The 19002-nt window shown below is 73.1% G+C and carries 14 protein-coding genes; 7 read left to right on the plus strand and 7 right to left on the minus strand.

What is annotated here, in order from left to right:
- Positions 1-347: 347 nt before the first annotated feature.
- From ACIPYS_RS35235 to ACIPYS_RS35250, 4 genes are all read left to right on the plus strand, one after another.
- On the plus strand, positions 348-1142 hold the full coding sequence (locus tag ACIPYS_RS35235) for an isoprenyl transferase (RefSeq protein ID WP_078880489.1): 795 nt from the start codon (positions 348-350) through the stop codon (positions 1140-1142).
- A gap of 271 nt (positions 1143-1413) precedes the next feature.
- Positions 1414-2748, plus strand: a complete 1335-nt coding sequence (locus tag ACIPYS_RS35240) for a PhoH family protein (protein ID WP_093860728.1) — start codon at positions 1414-1416, stop codon at positions 2746-2748.
- A 465-nt stretch (positions 2749-3213) separates the two neighbouring features.
- A complete protein-coding gene (locus tag ACIPYS_RS35245; protein ID WP_093860727.1) occupies positions 3214-3984 on the plus strand; it encodes a transglycosylase SLT domain-containing protein in 771 nt (256 codons plus the stop codon).
- Positions 3985-4449: 465 nt separating this feature from the next.
- The gene (locus tag ACIPYS_RS35250; RefSeq protein ID WP_093860726.1) at positions 4450-5907 is read left to right on the plus strand and encodes an AI-2E family transporter; all 1458 of its coding nucleotides are present in this window, start codon (positions 4450-4452) and stop codon (positions 5905-5907) included.
- 75 nt (positions 5908-5982) lie between these two features.
- Here ACIPYS_RS35250 and ACIPYS_RS35255 read toward each other — a convergent pair whose 3' ends face one another.
- Together ACIPYS_RS35255 and ACIPYS_RS35260 are read right to left on the minus strand one after the other, a co-directional pair.
- On the minus strand, positions 5983-6525 hold the full coding sequence (locus ACIPYS_RS35255) for an alkyl hydroperoxide reductase (RefSeq protein ID WP_093860725.1): 543 nt from the start codon (positions 6523-6525) through the stop codon (positions 5983-5985).
- Between the two features lie 3 nt (positions 6526-6528).
- Complete coding sequence (locus ACIPYS_RS35260) at positions 6529-7080, minus strand: peroxiredoxin (RefSeq protein WP_030397082.1); 552 nt, start codon at positions 7078-7080, stop codon at positions 6529-6531.
- Between the two features lie 192 nt (positions 7081-7272).
- Here ACIPYS_RS35260 and ACIPYS_RS35265 point away from each other — a divergent pair, with 192 nt between their 5' ends.
- Positions 7273-8226 (plus strand): LysR substrate-binding domain-containing protein, encoded by a 954-nt coding sequence (locus ACIPYS_RS35265; RefSeq protein WP_093860724.1) that lies wholly within the window; start codon positions 7273-7275, stop codon positions 8224-8226.
- Positions 8227-8287: 61 nt separating this feature from the next.
- On the opposite strand, the gene ACIPYS_RS35270 is transcribed toward ACIPYS_RS35265, so the two are convergent.
- The gene (locus ACIPYS_RS35270; protein WP_400753991.1) at positions 8288-8911 is read right to left on the minus strand and encodes a TetR/AcrR family transcriptional regulator; all 624 of its coding nucleotides are present in this window, start codon (positions 8909-8911) and stop codon (positions 8288-8290) included.
- Between the two features lie 160 nt (positions 8912-9071).
- On the opposite strand from ACIPYS_RS35270, the gene ACIPYS_RS35275 reads away from it, so the two are divergent.
- A complete protein-coding gene (locus ACIPYS_RS35275) occupies positions 9072-11276 on the plus strand; it encodes an MMPL family transporter (RefSeq protein ID WP_400753994.1) in 2205 nt (734 codons plus the stop codon).
- Between the two features lie 57 nt (positions 11277-11333).
- Here ACIPYS_RS35275 and ACIPYS_RS35280 read toward each other — a convergent pair whose 3' ends face one another.
- The 3 genes from ACIPYS_RS35280 to ACIPYS_RS35290 form a co-directional block, all read right to left on the minus strand.
- The gene (locus ACIPYS_RS35280) at positions 11334-13211 is read right to left on the minus strand and encodes a SpoIIE family protein phosphatase (RefSeq protein ID WP_093860721.1); all 1878 of its coding nucleotides are present in this window, start codon (positions 13209-13211) and stop codon (positions 11334-11336) included.
- Between the two features lie 110 nt (positions 13212-13321).
- Entirely contained in the window at positions 13322-14050 is a 729-nt protein-coding gene (locus tag ACIPYS_RS35285) for a class I SAM-dependent methyltransferase (protein WP_400754034.1), read from the minus strand.
- A gap of 647 nt (positions 14051-14697) precedes the next feature.
- Positions 14698-17664 (minus strand): AfsR/SARP family transcriptional regulator, encoded by a 2967-nt coding sequence (locus ACIPYS_RS35290; RefSeq protein ID WP_400753998.1) that lies wholly within the window; start codon positions 17662-17664, stop codon positions 14698-14700.
- Positions 17665-17881: 217 nt separating this feature from the next.
- On the opposite strand from ACIPYS_RS35290, the gene ACIPYS_RS35295 reads away from it, so the two are divergent.
- Positions 17882-18139: a hypothetical protein gene (locus ACIPYS_RS35295; RefSeq protein ID WP_159424906.1), complete on the plus strand. Its 258-nt coding sequence runs from the start codon at positions 17882-17884 to the stop codon at positions 18137-18139.
- Positions 18140-18630: 491 nt separating this feature from the next.
- Here ACIPYS_RS35295 and ACIPYS_RS35300 read toward each other — a convergent pair whose 3' ends face one another.
- Positions 18631-18918 carry a hypothetical protein gene (locus tag ACIPYS_RS35300; RefSeq protein WP_093860719.1) on the minus strand — a complete coding sequence of 96 codons (288 nt, stop codon included), beginning with the start codon at positions 18916-18918 and terminating at the stop codon, positions 18631-18633.
- Between the last annotated feature and the right edge of the window lie 84 nt (positions 18919-19002).

The raw sequence follows: 19002 nt of genomic DNA on the forward strand, positions 1-19002 counted from the left end.
AGGTCCGCAGTACTGCCTCGAGAGGGGCGGTTCCGGTACGCCGTTCCGCCCTGGCACAAAAGCTGGACTAGACCATTGGGGGTCGTCAAGCATTGAACCGTCGGCTTACGGATTCCTTAAGGAAGCAGAGACCGTTCCGTATCCGGCCGCCGGGCGTTCCCCCGGCCGCCCCCGGGGCGCCGCGCGGGTGTCTTCCGGCCACCCGGGCCCGGCCCGCGGCGACAGAGTCCGCACAGGACCGTGACCCTCCCGCGACCTGCGGCTTTCCCTGCCGCCACAGCGCGGGAGTAGGCTGCGCCGGGGGTTCTGAAGCACCCGCTGAAGTGAGCACGGAGGGGCCGAAAACCATGGGTCTGCGCGATGTCGTCGAACGCACGCCGGGTCTGCGCGTCCTGCTGGACGGGATGTACGGCCTCTACGGTCGCCGGGTCGAGGTGCACCTCGCCCGCACCCCGCACCACATCGGAGTGATCCTCGACGGCAACCGCCGCTGGGCCAAGGCGACCGGCGGCTCCACCGCGTACGGCCACCAGCGCGGCGCCGACAAGATCAGCGAGTTCCTCGGCTGGTGCGACGAGACCCACGTCAAGGTCGTCACGCTGTGGATGCTCTCCACCGACAACCTCTCGCGCCCGGCCGACGAACTGGTCCCGCTGCTCGGCATCATCGAGGACGCCGTCACCGGTCTGGCCGCCGCCCGCCGCTGGCGGGTCCACCCGGTCGGCGCGCTGGACCTGCTGCCGCAGCACACCGCCGACGTCCTGAAGCGCGCCGCCGACGAGACCGCGGGCATCGAGGGCATCACGGTCAACGTGGCGGTCGGTTACGGGGGGCGGCACGAGATCGCCGACGCCGTCCGCTCGCTGCTCCAGGAGCACGCCGGCCGGGGCACCTCGATCGAGGAGCTGGCCGAGGTCCTGGACGTCGAGCACATCGCCGAGCACCTGTACACCAAGGGGCAGCCCGACCCGGACCTGGTCATCCGCACCTCGGGCGAGCAGCGGCTGTCCGGCTTCCTGCTCTGGCAGAGCGCGCACAGCGAGTTCTACTTCTGCGAGGCGTACTGGCCGGCCTTCCGCAAGGTGGACTTCCTGCGGGCGCTGCGCGCCTTCGAGCAGCGCAACCGGCGGCTGGGGCTCTGACGGGAGCGGCGTCCGCCGGGGCGTCGGGGCGCCGTCCGCCGGGGACCGGGAGCGCTGCCCGCCGGGCGTCGGGATTGACCGCCGTAAGAGCTGGCCTACCCGGTGGCAGGGCGAGGCCAAACGTTCATCCGCAATGATCCGTCAGTTCTCCGGGGGCGCGAATGCACCGCCCCCCGCCTGGGAATACTCCGATCAGACCGGCTCCGAGGCCACCGGGGCAGCGGGGCCGGCTTGCCGCGGATGACGCAGGGTCATCCGCCCTGGAGGCCTAGTGGTCAGTTCCAAGAGCCGCCGGACACCAGACCGGCGCACGTACGTTCTCGACACCAGTGTGCTGCTGGCGGACCCGCTGGCGATGACCCGTTTCGAGGAGCACGAGGTCGTCCTCCCCGTGGTCGTGGTCACCGAGCTCGAGGCCAAGCGGCACCACCCGGAGCTGGGCTATTTCGCCCGCCAGGCGCTGCGGCTGCTCGACGACTTCCGGATCCGGTTCGGGCGTCTGGACGAGCCGATCCCGGTCGGCGAGCTCGGCGGCTCCATCCGGGTCGAGCTCAACCACTCGGACACCTCGATACTGCCGGTCGGCTACCGGGCCGGCGGCGGCGAGGCCGACACCCGGATCCTGGCGGTGGCACGCAACCTGCAGGCCGAGGGCTACGACGTCACCGTCGTGTCCAAGGACCTCCCGCTGCGCATCAAGGCGTCCTCGGTGGGCCTGCTCGCCGAGGAGTACCGCGCCGAACTCGCGATCACCTCCGGCTGGACCGGCATGGCCGAGCTCCACGCCGCCGCCGACGACGTGGACGCGCTGTTCGCGGCCGGCCACGACGCCGGCGTCGACGTCCCCGGCGCCGACGAGCTGCCCGTGCACACCGGGCTCGTGCTCACCTCCGAGCGCGGCAAGGCCCTCGGCCGGGTCACCGGCGACGGCCGGGTCCGCCTGGTGCGCGGCGAGCGCGAGGCCTTCGGCCTGCGCGGGCGCAGCGCCGAGCAGCGGGTCGCGCTGGACCTGTTGCTGGACCCGGAGGTCGGGATCGTCTCGCTGGGCGGCCGGGCCGGTACCGGCAAGTCGGCGCTGGCGCTGTGCGCGGGGCTGGAGGCGGTCCTGGAGCGCCAGCAGCACCGCAAGGTGATGGTGTTCCGGCCGCTGTACGCGGTCGGCGGGCAGGAGCTCGGCTATCTGCCGGGTTCCGAGTCGGAGAAGATGAGCCCCTGGGCGCAGGCGGTCTTCGACACCCTGTCGGCCGTCACCACGCCGGACGTGATCGAGGAGGTCATCTCCCGGGGGATGCTGGAGGTCCTGCCGCTGACCCACATCCGGGGGCGTTCCCTGCACGACGCCTTCGTGATCGTGGACGAGGCGCAGTCGCTGGAGCGCAACGTCCTGCTGACGGTGCTGTCCCGGATCGGCCAGGGCTCGCGGGTGGTCCTCACCCACGACGTCGCCCAGCGCGACAACCTCCGTGTCGGCCGCTACGACGGCGTGGTGGCCGTGGTCGAGAAGCTCAAGGGCCACCCGCTGTTCGCCCACATCACCCTCACCCGCTCCGAGCGCTCGCCGATCGCGGCGCTGGTGACCGAGATGCTGGAGGACGTTCAGCCCTGATCCGGACTTTCCGGACTTACCGGAATCCAATGGGCAGTTAGGGACGAAACAGTCAATTCCCGGTATAGGGCCCGCTCTTGAGGGAGCGGGCCCTTGTCCCTTTCATCACATCGCGTGCTTTCTGTCCGGTGAACGCCAGTACGGTGAATGTGACATCCGCCACGCAACAGGGAATTGCGTCGACAGTGCCCGGTGCGGCATGGTGAGGGTTCTGTCAGGCCCCGCGTACGGCATGGCAGGGCTTCCGGGAGACCGGGAGTCCGGCCCGGACGGTCCACCAACTCCGGTCAGTGGACGCACAATTGAAGACCTGAGCCGTACGCCGCCCGATCACAACGCCCGGTCGCCTCACCTCGACCGGACGCCGGGTCAGTACCTCCCGTGACCAGCACCGTACGGAGGGCAGCGCCAAGGGGCATGTTGCGCCTGTACGGTCACGCGTGGGCGATGCTGGAAGGAATCCATGTGACTCGGATCTCGGTCCGGGGAGTCGCCGTCGCCTCCGCCACCGCCGTCACCGCTGTCGGTGCCGTGGTCGGTATGGGCGCGGGCAGCGAGGCGAAGACGACGCAGACGGTCGACGTCGCCGGCGCGACGCTGCTTGCCGAAGTCCCCTCCGGCGCCCAGGCGCAGACCATCAGCGACAACATCGGCTCGCAGGCGTCCGCCCAGCAGGCCGCCGCCGACGCCGCGGCCAAGGCCGCCGCCGAGCAGAAGGCCGCCGAGGAGGCAGCGCGCCAGCAGGCCGCCGCCGAGGCGCAGGCCAAGGCCGACGCCGCCGCCAAGGAGGCCGCCGACGCTGCCGCCAAGGCCGAGGCGGAGAAGGCCGCGAAGGCCGCCGAGGAGAAGCGGAAGGCCGACGAGGCCGCCGCCAACCGCTCCAAGGCGCGTTCGGCGATGGCCGCCACCGACAGTGCCCCGTCGACTCCGCCGGTCTCGGTCAGCCCCGGTTCGGTGCAGGAGCTGGCCCAGCAGATCATCGGCAGCGACTCGCAGTTCCAGTGCTTCAGCCAGATCGTGAAGCGCGAGAGCGGCTGGAACTACACCGCCACCAACAAGAGCTCCGGCGCGTACGGCCTGGTCCAGGCGCTGCCCGGCTCCAAGATGGCTTCGGCCGGTGCCGACTGGCGCACCAACCCGGCCACCCAGATCCAGTGGGGTCTCGGCTACATGAACAGCCGCTACGGCAGCCCCTGTGGCGCCTGGTCGTTCTGGCAGTCGCACCACTGGTACTAGGAACGCCCGCCGCGGCCTCCCCGATCACGATCGGGGAGGCCGCGGTGTTTCGCTTTTCCGGACCCGCGGGTCTGCCGGCCCGGTTGCCCGGTCGGGCCGGGGAGCGGGCCGCGCCGCCCGGGTGGCGCTGACCATGGCGCCACGGGCGGTGCGGTCCTGGTGCGGACGCGGGGACGGGGAGGGGTCCTGGTGACTCTCCGCCCGGCCGGTCCGCCGACAGTCGGCTCCTGGTTCCCGCCCGACTCCTCCCCGCTGTCCCGTGCCTGAAACCACCGGGGACATGATGGTTTGCCCCGGAATCGTCCCCCGTCCGAGCGGCTCCCGCCGCAAGAACCCGGGCGGATCGCGCTCGCCGGGCGGACTCACCGCACCGCGGCCGGGTAGCGTCTATCCCTGACGGCCGTGGCGGGACCCACGGCGTGCCGCCGCACCGGGCGGCTCCGGCGGGGAGAAGTGGTAGCGAGCATGGCGCGGGGCGGAAAGGCCTTCAAGGCCGTGGCCAAGGGCATGGCCGTGGTGGCGAGCGCGGCCGCCGTCATCGAACGGCGCCGACGGGCCGCGATGGCGGCCGACTTCCACGAGACCCTCCACCCGGTGGATCCGGTGGCGGCTCCGGCCGTCCGTCCGCTGCCCGGTCCGCGGGAGGCCGCTGTGCCCGCGGCGGCGGCGGCCGTCGTACCGGCCGGGCCGTCCGGTACGCCCGCCGCGGCCGTCCCGGTGGCAGCACCGCCCGCCGCCGCCGCGGCCCCCGCGCCTGCCCCCGCCGCCCCGCTGCCCCCGCACGGCCACTTCGGCCGGCCCGCCACCCCCGCCGAGGCGGTGCCCTGGGGCCTGCGGGTCGCCGCCGAGTCCACCTGGCGGCTGCTGCTGCTCGGCGCCGCGCTCTACGTCGTCTTCTACATCGTCGACATGCTGCGACTGGTCGCCTTCGCGGTGCTCGCCTCGCTGCTGATCTCCGCGCTGCTGGAGCCCACCGTCTCCTGGCTGCGCCGGCACGGGGTCCCGCGCTCACTGGCCGCCGGCGGGGTGTTCATGAGCGGACTGGCCGGCATCGGCCTGGTCGGCTGGTTCGTGGTCTGGCAGGTGACCACCAATCTCGAGACCGTCACCAGCAAGGTCAAGGCCGGTGTCGACCAGCTGCGGGACTGGCTGATCACCGGGCCGCTGCACCTGACCGAGCAGCAGATCACCGACTTCGCCAACCAGATCACCAAGGCGATCAGCACCAACAGCGAGCAGATCACCTCGGCCAGCATCACCGGCGCGCAGATCGCGGTCGAGGTGCTGACCGCCGTGCTGCTGGCGTTCTTCACCACCTTCTTCCTGCTCTACGACGGCGAGCGGATCTGGAACTGGGCGCTGCGCGGCCTGCCCAGGCACTCCCGCTACGCGATGGCCGGCGCCGGCCCCAAGGCCTGGGCCACGCTCACCGCCTACGTCCGCGGCACCGTCTGCGTGGCGTTCATCGACGCGGTCTGCATCGGCGTCGGGATCCAGCTGCTCGGTGTGCCGATGGCGCTGCCGCTCGCCGTGATCATCTTCCTCGGCGCCTTCGTCCCGCTGGTCGGCGCGCTGGTCACCGGCACCGTCGCGGTCCTGATCGCGCTCGTCACCACGACACCGTGGACGGCGCTGATGGTGCTGGTGGTCCTGATCGCCGTCCAGCAGATCGAGGGCCACGTCCTCCAGCCGCTGATCCTCGGCCGGGCCGTCCGGGTCCACCCGCTCGGCGTCGTCCTCGGGGTGGCGGCGGGATCGATCATCGGCGGCATCGGCGGCGCCATCGTCGCCGTCCCCCTGATCGCGGTCACCAACACCGTGGTCACCCACCTCCGCCGCCGCAACGAGGCCGGCCAGGCGGTCTTCACCGCCATCGAAGCCGCCCGCGAAGCCGCCACCCGCCCCCATCCCCCCACCCCCTGACCGACCACGAAACGGGCCCCTCGCGCCGCGGACCGGAGTCCGCGGGCGAGGGGCCCGTTTCGTGGTGGTGCCGGGTCAGGCGTCGATGCCCGCCAGGGCGGCCTCGGAGTCGAGGACGCCGGCGACGGCCTGGAGCACGGCGGCGATCTTCATCGAGGCCTGGACGACCTCGCGGTCGACGCCGGCCTTGCGGAGGACGGCCTCGTGCGAGTCGAGGCACTGGCCGCAGCCGTTGATCGCGGAGACCGCGAAGCACCAGAGCTCGAAGTCGACCTTCTCGACGCCGGGAGTGCCGATGATGTTCATCCGCAGACCGGCCCGCATGCTGCTGTACTCCTTGTCGGAGAGCAGGTGCAGCGTCCGGTAGTAGACGTTGTTCATCCCCATGACCGCGGCCGCGCCCTTGGCGGCGTTGTACGCCTCCGGGGAGAGGTTGGCCTTGGCCTCGGGCTCCAGCTCGCGCAGCACGGCGGGGCTGCGGGTGGCCATCGCGCAGGAGAGCACGGTGCCCCACAGCTGCTGGGCCGGGAGGTCGGAGTTGCCGATGACCGAGCCCAGGTTGAGCTTGAGGTCCTTGGCGTAGTCCGGGAGGGCGGACTTCAGGTCGTCGAGGGCCATGGGTCAGCCGGCCAGCAGGGCCTGGGCGTCGAGGGTGTCCTCGCCCTTGGTCCAGTTGCAGGGGCACAGCTCGTCGGTCTGCAGGGCGTCCAGCACCCGCAGGACCTCCTTGGGGTTACGGCCGACGGAGCCGGCGGTCACCATGACGAACTGGATCTCGTTGTTCGGGTCGACGATGAAGACGGCGCGCTGGGCGGTGCCGTCCGCGGCCTCGACGCCGCAGGCGCGCATCAGGTCGTGCTTGACGTCGGCCAGCATCGGGAACGGCAGGTCGCGGAGGTCCTTGTGGTCCTTGCGCCAGGCGTGGTGCACGAACTCGGAGTCGCCGGAGACGCCGAGGATCTGGGCGTCGCGGTCGGCGAACTCGTCGTTCAGCTTGCCGAACGCGGCGATCTCGGTCGGGCAGACGAAGGTGAAGTCCATCGGCCAGAAGAAGACGATCTTCCACTTGCCCTCGTAGGACTTGTGGTTGATCTCGGCGAAGGCGTTCGCGGCGTCCAGGTCGACGCAGGCGTTGAGTTCGAACTCGGGGAACTTGTCACCGATCGTGAGCACGTTCGCTTCTCCTGAAGTTGAGACGAGGGGAGTTTGTCCGTTTTGCGGAACGGTCTCCACCATTCCACATCGTGGACTGATCAGGGAAATAGCTACACTCGATGTGACTGATCGGAGAGAGTTATCAACAGTCCCACACCCCCCTCCCGCCCCGTCCGTCGCGGGGCCCCCACCCGTAAACCCGACGCCACTGTGGGGAACGCCACCTCGCGCGGCCCCCGCTCGCCGACGGTCGCCCAGCTCAGGGCCTTCGTCGCGGTGGCCGAGCACCGGCACTTCCGGGAGGCCGCGGCGGCCACCGGTACGAGCCAGCCGGCGCTCTCCGGGGCGGTCGCGGCGCTGGAGGAGTCACTGGGCGCGCAGCTCGTCGAGCGTACGACGCGCCGGGTCATGATCACTCCACTGGGTGAGCGCGTACTGGAGCACGCGCGCCGGGTGCTCGCCTCCGTGCAGGCGCTCACCGAAGAGGTGGACGCCGCCCGCCGGCCCTTCACCGGGCCGCTGCACCTGGGCGTCATCCCGACCGTCGCCCCGTACCTGCTGCCGACCGTGCTGCGACTGGTCCGCGACCGCTACCCGGAACTGGAACTGCACGTCCACGAGGAGCGGACGCCCTCGCTGCTGGAGGGCCTGGCCGCGGGGCGGCTGGACGTCCTGCTGCTCGCGCTGCCGGCCGGCGGCGCCTCGCCGACCCGGGACATCCCGCTGTTCGACGAGGACTTCGTCCTGGTCACCCCGCCCGAGCACGAGCTCGCCGGCCGGGTGGACGTTGCCCGGGACGTCCTGCTCGACCTGGACGTGCTGCTGCTGGAGGAGGGCCACTGCCTGCGGGACCAGGCCCTCGACATCTGCCGGGAGGTCGGCGTCGACCCCGGCGGCTCGACCACCAGGGCGGCCGGTCTGTCCACCCTGGTGCAGCTGGTGGCCGGCGGCCTCGGGGTGACCCTGCTGCCCGCCACCGCGCTGGACGTCGAGGCGGGGCGCGCCGACCGGCTGGCCGCCGTCCGCTTCGCCGCGCCCGCGCCGGGCCGCCGGATCGGGCTCGCCGCCCGGCCGGGCTCGGCCCGCAGCGGCGAGTACGACCGCTTCGCGGCCTCGTTGCGGGAGGTGCTGGCCGAACTGCCGGTCCGGATCGTCCAGTCCTGACGGGGACGGGGCCGGGGTCGGGGTCGCGAGGGCGCGCCGCGATTCAGGGCCGCGAGGATGCTCAGGACCGCGCGGGCGCGCCGAGGCAGAGGCCGACGGTGGTGGCGACGAGCAGGTCGAGCGCCCGGCGCGACTCCGCCTCGGGGTCCTCGCCGGCGGCCTTGAGGACGAGGTAGCGGTCGCTCAGGCCGTTGAAGCCGGCCAGGAAGTACACCGCGACCTCCCGGGCGGGCACCGGCAGCGCCAGCCCGTGCGCGGCAGCGAGCGCGGTGAGCAGCGCGGCGGCGGTGTCCTCGATCTCGTGCTGGAGCGCCCGCATGGTCTCCTGCAGGTCCGGGTCGCGCAGTGCCATCGCGGAGAACTCGGTGATCAGCGCGCACTTGCCGTCCTCGCCGACGGCGCTGTCCCAGAGGGCGTGGACCATCGTCCTGACCTGCTCGCCGAACGGGCCCTCCTCGGGTGCCGAGGCCCGGACCTGGCCGATGAACTCGGCGGTCAGCTGCTCGACCACGGCCCGGTAGAGGTCCTTCTTGGTGCCGAAGGTGTAGTGCACCGTCGCCTGTGCCACGCCCAGCTCCGCCGCGATCGCGCGGGTGCTGCCCGCGGCGATCCCCTCGCGGGCCATCAGGTCGATCGCGGCCTGGATCAGTTGGGGGCGCCGCTCGGCGGCCGGGACATGAGCCATTGGGCCAGGGTATCGCCATGTTCGGACAACCGGATCGAATGATCTCGTCGCATGTTCGCGTCGGTCGACTTTGTCATGCGACAAAGTTGCGCGTACGGTGAGCGGGACGACCGAGCACCGCACTCCCGCCTGCCCGCACGACCCGATCGAAGGTGCACGCATGGCCACGTACCTGTACCGCCTGGGCCGCCTCTGCTTCCGCCGGAGGCGAACCGTCCTCGCCGTCTGGCTCGCCCTGCTGATCGCGATCGGCGGCGGCGCCGCGGCCTTCGGCGGCAGCACCACCGAGGAGTTCAAGGTCCCCGGGACCGAGGCCCAGGCCACTCTGGACCGGATCAAGGACACCTTCCCGGCGCAGGGCCACGGCTCCGCCCAGGTGGTCTTCCGCAGCGACGCGGCCGGCGGCATCGCCGCCCCCGGGAACGCCCGGGCCGTGGGCGAGGCGGTCGCCCGGATCGCCGCCGTGCCAGGTGTCGCGGGCATCCCCGACCCGTACGCCACCGGCGCGATCTCCCCGGACGGCACGGTCGCGCTCGGCCTGGTCTCCTTCGACAGCAAGCTCGGCGACATCACCGACCAGCAGCGCGACGCCGTCAGGGCGGCGGCCGACCCGGCGCGCGCGGCGGGCGTCACGGTGGCCTTCGGCGGCGACGCCTACAACAAGATGGCCCAGGTCGACGGCGGCGAGGTGATCGGCCTGATCGTGGCCGGGCTGGTGCTGGTGGTCACCCTGGGGTCGCTGGTCGCGGCCGGGCTCCCGCTGGTCACCGCGCTGGTCGGGGTCGGGATCGCGATGGCCGGGGTGTTCACCGTGGCCGGCTCCTTCGAGGTCATCTCGACCGCGCCCGTGCTGGCGCTGATGGTCGGCCTGGCGGTCGGCATCGACTACGCCCTGTTCATCGTGTCCCGGCACCGGCGCCACCTCGCCGAGGGCCTGGAGCCGGAGGAGGCCGCCGCCCGCGCCAACGCGACCGCCGGCAGCGCGGTGGTGTTCGCCGGTCTCACCGTCGTCGCCGCGCTGGCCGGGCTGGCCGTCGCCGGGGTGCCGTTCCTGACCGTGATGGGCCTGGCCGCCTCGGCTGCCGTGGTGGTCGCGGTGCTGGTGGCGATCACGCTGCTGCCCGCCGTGCTCGGTTTCGCCGGCCGGGGCATCGACCGGCTGCCGGTGTGGCGGCGCGCGTTGCGGACCACCGGGCGCACGACGCTCGGCGAGCGCTGGGCGGGCTTCGTGGTGCGCCGTCCGCTCGCCGTACTGCTGGTGGGTCTCACCGCCCTGCTCGCGCTGGCCGTGCCCGCCGCGAGCCTCACCCTCGGCCTTCCGGGCGGCGGTTCGCAGGCCAAGGGCACCGACGCCCGAACCGCGTACGACCTCGTGGACCACAGCTTCGGCCCCGGCTTCAACGCGCCGCTGGTCGTGGTGGTCGACGCCGCCGGGGCGGCGCAGCCGGAGCAGGCGGTCCAGGACGTGGCCGGGCGGCTCGGCGCGCTGCCCGGTGTCCGGACACTGCTCCCGCCGCAGATGGACGGGCCGAGCCGCACCGCGCTCGTCCCGGTCATCCCGAACACCGGCCCGGACCACGCCGACACCCGGCAGCTGGTCACCGACATCCGCGACCAGCGCGACGCCCTCCGGGCGGAGACCGGCGCGCGGATCGACGTCACCGGCACCACGGCGGCCAACATCGACGTCTCCGCGAAGCTGAGCGACGCGCTGCCGCCGTTCGTCGCGGTGATCGTGGGCATCGCGCTGGTGCTGCTGGCGCTGGCCTTCCGTTCGATCCTGGTGCCGCTGAAGGCGGTGGCCGGCTTCCTGCTCTCCATCACGGCCTCGCTCGGCGCCGTCGTCGCGGTCTACCAGTGGGGCTGGCTGGACGGGCTGATCGACGTGCCGAAGGTCGGCCCGGTGGTCAGCTTCGTGCCGATCCTGCTGATCGGTGTGCTGTTCGGGCTCGCGATGGACTACGAGCTGTTCCTGGTCTCGGGGATGAAGGAGCACCACGTGCACGGCACGGAGCCGCGCGAGGCGGTGGTGGCCGGGGTGCGGAACGGCGCCAGGGTGGTCACGGCGGCCGCGCTGATCATGGTCGCGGTGTTCGGCTCGTTCGTCTTCGGCCACGACCCGATCGTGCAGCCGATCGGGTTCGCGCTCGCGGTGGGGGTGCTGGTGGACGCCTTCGTGGTCCGGATGGCCCTGGTGCCGGCCGCGATGACGCTGTTCGGGCGGGCCGCCTGGTGGTTCCCGAAGAGTCTGGACCGAGTGGTGCCGCGGGTGGACATGGAGGGCGAACAGCTGATGGCCCGGCTGGAGCCGGCGGCCGGCGCGGCCGCCGCCGACCCGGGGGCGAAGCAGCCCGAGCGGGTCTGAGCGTCCGACGGACCGGGGGCCGCCACGGCAGGGTGCTGCCGGGGCGGCCCCCGTCCGTCACGGCAGCCGCTGCTCGAACCAGACCACCTTGCCGGTGCCCAGCCGGGTCGCTCCCCAGCGTTCGGCGCACCGGGCCACGATCTGCAGGCCCCGTCCGCGCTCGTCCTCCGGCCCGGTCCGGCGCGGCCGGGGCAGCAGCGGGCTGTCGTCCCCGACCTCGCAGCGCAGCCGGGTGGTGCGGACCAGGCTCAGCGTCACCGGGCGGGTGGCGTGCTGGACGGCGTTGGTGACCAGCTCGCTGACCATCAGCTCGGTCGCCTCGGTGAGTTCCTCCAGCCCCCAGCGGCGCAGGGTGTGCGCGGCGAGCCTGCGTGCCCGCCCCGGCGTCTCGTTGCGCGGCTGGAGGTACCAGTGCGCGACGTCCCCGGCCGGGATGCCGTCGAAGCAGGCGGCCAGCAGGGCGATGTCGTCGCCGCGGTCCCCCGGCGGCAGGATCCGCAGCGCCTCCTGGCAGAGGTGCTCGGGTGCGTGCCGCAGGGTGCCCGACAGCCGGGCGCGGAGCAGTTCCAGACCGTCGCTGAGCGGCCGGCTGCGGGTCTCCACCAGACCGTCGGTGAACAGCAGCAGGGCCGAACCCGGCGGCGCGGGCAGTTCGACGGAGGAGAAGTCCACCCCGCCGACGCCGATCGGCGCCCCGGCCTCCAGGTCGAGCAGTTCGGCCGTGCCGTCCGGCTGGACGAGCACCGGTGGCACGTGGCCGGCGTTGGCGAGCACCACCCGGTTGGCGATCGGGTCGTAGACGGCGTAGACGCAGGTCGCCAGGTGCTGTTCCCGGCCGAGCCGCTGGGCCTGCTCGTCCAGGTGGTAGAGCACCTCGTGCGGCGGCAGGTCGAGCGCGGCCAGGGTCTGCGCGCTGGTGCGCAGCTGGCCCATGATGGCGGCCGAGGTGAGCGAGTGGCCCATCACGTCGCCGACGATCAGCGCCACCCGGTTGCCGGGCAGCGGTACCGCGTCGTACCAGTCGCCGCCGACCTGGGCGCCGCGCTCCCCGGGCAGGTAGCGCTGGGCGAGCCGGACGCCGTGCGGCTGGGGCAGGCGCAGCGGCAGCATGCTGCGCTGGAGCTCGTTGGCTATCTCCCACTCGCGGGCGTACCTCAGCGCGGTGTCCACGGCCAGCCCGGCCTGGGTGGCGAGGTGGGTGGCGGTGGCGGTGTCGGCGGCGTCGAAGCCCGGCCGGCCGCTCTTGTCCTGCGGGCGCCGGATCAGCACCAGCAGGCCGAGCACGGCCTTGCGGCCGCGCAGCGGCAGGGCGAGCACCGAGGTGCCGGGGCTGAGCCTGGCCAGGCCCCGGGCGCCGTACAGCTCGCGCAGCAGCTCGGTGGTGCGGGCGCTGCCGCTGTCCTCGGCGGATCCGAGCACGAACGGTTCGGCGGGGCGTCGGCTGAGCAGGGTGTGCGCGAGCGCGCCGCCGCGGGTGACCGGGGTGGCCGGGCCGGGGTCGGCGGTGGAACGCGCGCCGTACCGGCTGCCGTAGCGGTCCCCGTAGCGGTCGCGCTGGTCGTCGCCTGCCGGGCGGCCGCGTCGGCCCAGCCGGGTGCCCTGGCTGTGGTGGATCCGCAGTTGCTCGGGGAAGCCGGGCTCGCGTTCGACGTTGGGCAGCGGGTCGCGCAGATGGACGACGGCGGCGTCGGCGAGGGCGGGGACCAGGACCCGACCGACGTTGCGCAGGGTGGCGGCCAGGTCGAGCGCGCTGTTGATCCGCCGGGTCGCGGAGTCGAGGTAGGCGAGGCGCTCGGCGACCCGGTCCGGCGGCCCGGGCAACTGCTCCGGCTGCCGGCCGCCGGCCGGGGCCGGTGGTGGCGGGGGTGACGGCGGTCGGCGCGGGATGGGCAGGGCAGGCGGCTGTCCGGCCTCGGGTTTGAGCTGGTCGCGCACGGGTGCCTGTCCTGGGATCGGTACGGTCTGGGGCCTGTTGCTGCTCTGTGGTGTGCGGTCGTGCTCCGGTCCGCCGGCGCCGCCGGGGTCCGGCGGGTGCCGACCGGCCGTCAGCCGACCCGCCGACAGCGGAGGAAGAGCTGCTCCTCCGGCGGCAGGGTGGTGCTGGCCGGCGCGTACGGACGCCCCTCCTGCTCCTCGATCACGAACCCGGCGTCCAGCAGGACCCGTTCGAGATCCTCCCGCAGGTACCCGCTGATCCGCAGCTCCCGCCCGAGGAAGGGCAGCGGAACGTGGTCCAGGTCCGCCTCGACCATACCCAGCGCCAGCAGTCCGCCGGGACGCAGCAGGGCGCGCAGCCGGGCCAGCACGGTCGGGATCTCGTCCTGGGGGAGGAGGATCAGGGAGAAGAACGCGGTGACGGCGTCGAAGGTGCCCCGCCCGGCGGGCCCGAGCTCCGGCAGGTTCCAGGCCGAGTCGGCGCGTTCGGTCGCGAGGTCGTACATGTCGATCCGGTGCAGGGCCGGGGGGTGCGGGCCGGGGTGGTGGGCCTCCCGGGCCAGGGTCAGCATGACGTCCGACAGGTCGACGGCGGTGACCCGTGTCCCGGCCGCGACCAGCTGGCGGACGGTCGGTTCGCCGCTGCCGCAGCCGACGTCCAGCACCCGGGCACCCGGCTCCAGCCGGGCCAGCAGCCGGCGCCCGCAGGCCAGCTGACCGTGCTTGGAGGGGAACGCCTCCGCGTAACCGGTGCCGATCGTGTCGAAGGCGACCGCCTGCAGGGCGCGTGCGGCCCGGCGGCGCAGGACGTCGGGACCGCCGCCCGCGTCCTCGTCGATGGGGAACGGATCCGATATCTGTCCGGTCGTCACGATTGAGAGGCACCTTTCGGCCGGGCCTCCGGTCGGCCGGTCGAGGCGCGAGGCAGGACCGCCGTCTCCTCCCGGCGCCCGCGCTGCCCCGCCGGCCCGCTGCCGGTGGCGGTACGTCACGCTCCCCGCGTCACACTGACTGCATTGCCACGCTGACTGCACTCTGACACTTTGCACAGACTCTTTGCACAGGGACACTCTGCACTGCGGGAGCGCCGCCGCGCTGCCTTTTGCCGGATGCTCCACCGGAGAAGTGCACTTGTGTGTGTACTGGAATCCGAGAATATGCGTGATCACTCCGCCGTGGGGTCCGTTTTCGGCCAACTCGTGGCGGTTGGCCGACAGGACCCCCCTCCCCGGAAGCACGCGGCGCGGGCGGAGGGGGTGCGTCCGGGGCGCGCACGCCGCGCGGCGCGCCGATGCGACCCCGCTGACCTGCGAGAACGTCGGCCCGAGGGCCGACAATCCGACGTTTATCGAACGTCAATCGGTCCGGTGCACAGTGGAGTCCAGCGCCGGGGAAGCGTTGAAGGTGCTCCCGCAGCCGGGGGGCTGCGGGAGCACCGAACGCTCACGGGGAGGACCCCAGGGGGGAAGTACGGGGGAACGGGGCCCTACGGCGCGGGGGGAGGGAAGGGCTCGGTGTGCTGCTGGGAGATGAGGTCCGCCACGGGGGAGGCCTCGGGCACACCGAGCCGCGTGAAGACGGCGTGCGCCTCGCGCAGGCACGCCAGTCCGCGTGCCGGCTGGGCGAGGCCGAGCAGCGCCTCGCCCAGTGCGGCGTTCGCCAGGCCCTGGCAGTAGGCGGAGTCCATCTCCAGCCCGATCGCCAGCGACTCCTCGGCCGTCTCCGCCGCCTCGGCCTGCTGGCCGGCGGAGAGCAGGGAGGAGGACAGCCGGGCGAGGGTGTAGCCCTCCCAGAGCGGGTTCTGCTGGGCCTGGTACAGCTTGTGCGCTTCCCGCAGATGGTCGACCGCCTCGCCGGACGCGAGGACGACACCGAGCTGGTAGAGCGTGTCGGCCAGGCACGGGCCGTTCTTGGAGGCCCGCGCGGCCGCCACCGCCTCACTGGCGGAGCTGACGGCGACCTCGGTCATCCCCAGCCGCTGCTGGACGCGGGCGATGTTGCTGATGAGTCTGGCCTCGCCGATCGGCGCGCCGACCACCCGGCTGATCGCGAGCGCCTGCTCGAAGAACGGCAGCGCCTCGGCGGGGCGGTTGCCGATGCTCAGGATGATGCCGAGGGTGTTGGTGGCGGCGGAACGGAGGACCGTCATGTCGCCGCTGGTCTGGAACTCCAGGCTCCGCCGCAGCGAACGCTCCGCGCCCTGGAAGTCGTTGGTGACGGACTGCAGGGTGCCGATCGCGAAGTGCACCCGCGCGAGTCCGGCGGTGTCCTCGGTCGCCTGGGCGTTGCGGTCCGCCACTTCCAGGATCGAGCGGACCCGGGGCCCCTGGGTGGGGTCGGCACCGAGGCTGTACAGCAGGATCAACAGGTCCACCGCGGGCCGTCGCAGCTCGCTCGGCCCGCAGACCGCGGTCTCCACCGAGCTGAGCAGGACGGCGTTCTCGGTCCGGAGCCACTCCCGGGCGGCGTCGCTGGTCGGCAGGGGAAGTCCGGGACCGTCCGGCGGACTCAGCGGCTCGGGCAGCTGGTCGTCGGGTTCGATCGCCCGGGCGGCGTTGTACATGGTGGGCAGCAGCAGGTTCAGCAGCCGCCGCACCGCGGCGTGCTGCTGCTCCGTGTCGCCGGCCCGTTCGTTCCGGCGCTGCGCGTAGAGCCGCAGCAGGTCGTGGTACCGGTAGCGGCCCGGGGTGAAGCACTCCAGCATGTTGGCCTCGACGAGCGCCTCGGCGACGTCCTCGGCCGTCCGCTCGTCGGTGCCCAGCAGCGCGGCGGCCGCGGCCAGCGGGAAGTCGGGCGAATCGATCAGCGCGAGCAGGCGGAAGGCCCGGGCCTCGGTGGGGGACAGCTGTCCGTACCCGAGTCCGATGGTGGTCTCCACGGCGAGGTTGCCGAGCTGGAGCTCGTCCAGGCGCCGCCGTTGATCGGCTAACCGACGGGCCAGGTCCGAGACGCTCCACCGGGGGCGGCTGGCGAGCCGGGCGGCGGCGATGCGGACCGCCAGCGGCAGGAAGCCGCAGGCCGTCACCACGGCCATGGCGGCCTCGGGCTCGGCGGCGATCCGCTGCTCGCCGACGATCGTGGAGAAGAGGGCCAGCGCCTCCTCCGGGGTCAGCTCCTCGACGTCCACCAGGTGCGCGCCGGGGATGCCGGCCAGCCGGGAGCGGCTGGTGGCGAGCACCGCGCAACTGGAGACCCCGGGGATCAGCGGACGGATCTGCTCGGCGTCCTGGGCGTTGTCGAGCAGGATCAGCATCCGCCGGCTGGCGAGCAGCGACCGGTAGAGGGCGGCGCGCTGCTCCAGCGAGTCGGGGTTCTCGGTGACGCCGAGCGCGTGCAGGAAGTCGCCGAGCACCACGGCCGGGTCGGCCGGTGAGGCGCCCGCGCCGCGGAGGTCGACGTAGAGCTGCCCGTCCGGGAACTCCGTGCGGACCCGGTGGGCGACGTGCACGGCGAGGGTCGTCTTGCCGACGCCACCGATGCCGGCCAGCGAAGTGACCACCACGGCCTGGCCGGTGGCGCTCATCAGGACGGCCGACAGGTCGGCCACCATCTCCGCCCGGCCGCTGAAGTCGGAGACGTCGGCCGGGAGTTGGGCCGGTGCCGGCGGGGGCGCCGGGTTCTCCTCCCGGGCGGTGGGCGTCGGCGCGGGGGCTGCCGGGAGCACCAGCGCCGGGTCCGCGGCGAGGATCCGGGAGTGCATCGCGGAGAGGCCGGTGCCCGGTTCGACGCCCAGCTCGTCGATCAGCAGCTTCCGGGTGTCGGTGTAGACGCCGAGCGCCTCCGCCTGCCGGCCGCAGCGGTACAGCGCGAGCATCAGCAGTTCGCGCAGCCGCTCGCGCAGCGGGTGTTCGGCGGTGAGCGCGTTCAGCTCGCCGACCACCTCGGCGTGCAGGCCGATGTCGAGCGCGACCGCGCAGCGCTCCTCGGCCACCGAGACCTGGCGCTCGGCGAGCCGCAGCCGCTGGGAGTCCGCGTACGGGCCGGGGACACCGGTGAGCGGCCGGCCGGCGAACAGCGCCAGCGAGCGCACCAGCAACTGGTGGGCGTTGTCGAGGTCCCCTGCGCCGCGGGCGGTCGCGGCCTCGACGGCGAGGTTCTCGAAGACGATGACGTCGAGGGCCTCGGCCGGGATGTGCAGGGCGTAGCCGTCGGCGACCGAGACCAGGAACTCGGCGGGCCGGCGCACCTCGCGGCGGGGCTCGATGACCGTGCGCAGCCGGGAGACGTAGGTCCGCAGTGCGGCGACGGCCTGGGTGGGCGGCCGGTCGCCCCAGAGCCCGTCGACGAGGTCCTGGGTGGTGACCGGGCGGCCGGCGTGCAGCAGGAGCATGGTCAGGACGGCCTGCTGCTGCGGGGAGCCGAGGGCGAGTTGCCTGCCGTCGAGCCAGGCCTGGACCGGACCGAGTACCTGGAAGCGCAGCGCCGGAGCAGGCGGCGTCTCCCGAAACTCCATGTAGTCCCCCGATGGCCTGGTGTCGATTTCCCGGTAGGGCGCTCGGCGGTTCCGCCGTTGTGGTGGCTTCAGCTTAGGCGGGGGGCCGACTCTGCCGGACGGCACGGTCAGCCGCACGATGTTTATCGGACATTTAATCAACCCTACGATACTGACTCCGTGCCCGCGCCGAACCGGTGGGGCACACGACATTTGATGACCGAAAGGCGGCCCGCCCATGGCCAACAACGAGAGCGCGACCCCCGTGTCGACCGAGCCGGCCGTCGAGGCCGTCGCCGGCCAGGCCGTCGAGGGCGCGATCGCGGCGACCCCGGACCCGGCCGAGTACGCCGAGCCCAGCGCCGACCACAAGGCCGACCTGCTGGACGACGAGTTCGGCGACGAAGGCCAGTACATCGTGGAGGCCGCGAAGGCCGACGGTGCCGAGCCCGGCCAGAAGCGCGAGCCGCAGGGCATCATCGCCGCGCACCCGTAAGCGCGTCGATCAGCAGTTCCGGGGGGAACATCCGTGAAGCACTTCCGTCGCCTCGCGGTCGTCGCCGTCTCGACGATCGTGGTGACCACCGGCTACCTCGTGACCGCCACCGGCGCTTCCGCCGGAATCATCGCCGGTCACCCGTAGTCCCACAGGCCACCCGAGCGCCCCGCGTCCCGCCACCGGCGGTGCGGGGCGTTCGCGCGTCGGGCCACCGGCGGCCCCTCGCACCGCGGGGCGGGATTCCCGGGGTCAATTCGGTACTGATACCGGCGGAAACCGCCCATGTGTATACGAGTCGATCCGGGTGTTGTCGCGTTCACGAGTTGTACCGCTGCGGCCGCCGGAGCCTTTGCCGAGAATGTCGGCAATTGCCGCCGGCACATGTCCGCACGACCCTCCCCGAGGGCCGGCCACCACGGCGGCGAGCGGTCCGCGCGCGGACCCGGTGGCCGGAATTCGCCGCCGGGGTTGCCCCGCCGGGCGAAGGGTCAGGCCGCGTGGGCGGGGGCGGTCGCCGTCGGGTCGGCGCGCCCGGCGGGTCTGCTCGGGTCGACGGGGTCGGCGTCGGCGGCGCCGGCGCTCCCGGCCCCGGCCGGACCGGCCGGGCCGACGTGTTCGGGGCGGGCGGTCCACTCGCAACCGCCCTCGGGCGGGCGGAGGTAGTGCTCCCCGCCGATGGTGTCCATGTAGATGCCGGTGCGACCGGTCCTGCTGTCGAGGACGGATTCCCCCACGCGCGGCCGGTAGGCCGCGGCGGCGCGCTTTCGGATGCTCACCGCGCTGCTCCTTGCTGCTCCGGTGCGGGCGCGGCGACGGTGGTGGCCGGCCCTGGTCGCTGTCGTGGCTTGGCTTCTGGTTCG

The sequence above is a fragment of the Kitasatospora sp. NPDC089913 genome, assembly GCF_044748625.1.
Taxonomy (GTDB): Bacteria; Actinomycetota; Actinomycetes; order Streptomycetales; family Streptomycetaceae; genus Kitasatospora.

What these genes read in the sequence shown, in the direction of transcription:
- ACIPYS_RS35235 (WP_078880489.1), top strand. Translation starts at nt 348, where the DNA reads ATGGGTCTGCGCGATGTCGTCGAACGCACGCCGGGTCTGCGCGTCCTG.
- ACIPYS_RS35250 (WP_093860726.1), top strand. Translation starts at nt 4,450, where the DNA reads ATGGCGCGGGGCGGAAAGGCCTTCAAGGCCGTGGCCAAGGGCATGGCC.
- ACIPYS_RS35255 (WP_093860725.1), bottom strand. Translation starts at nt 6,525, where the DNA reads ATGGCCCTCGACGACCTGAAGTCCGCCCTCCCGGACTACGCCAAGGAC.
- ACIPYS_RS35270 (WP_400753991.1), bottom strand. Translation starts at nt 8,911, where the DNA reads ATGGCTCATGTCCCGGCCGCCGAGCGGCGCCCCCAACTGATCCAGGCC.
- ACIPYS_RS35275 (WP_400753994.1), top strand. Translation starts at nt 9,072, where the DNA reads ATGGCCACGTACCTGTACCGCCTGGGCCGCCTCTGCTTCCGCCGGAGG.
- ACIPYS_RS35290 (WP_400753998.1), bottom strand. Translation starts at nt 17,664, where the DNA reads ATGGAGTTTCGGGAGACGCCGCCTGCTCCGGCGCTGCGCTTCCAGGTA.
- ACIPYS_RS35295 (WP_159424906.1), top strand. Translation starts at nt 17,882, where the DNA reads ATGGCCAACAACGAGAGCGCGACCCCCGTGTCGACCGAGCCGGCCGTC.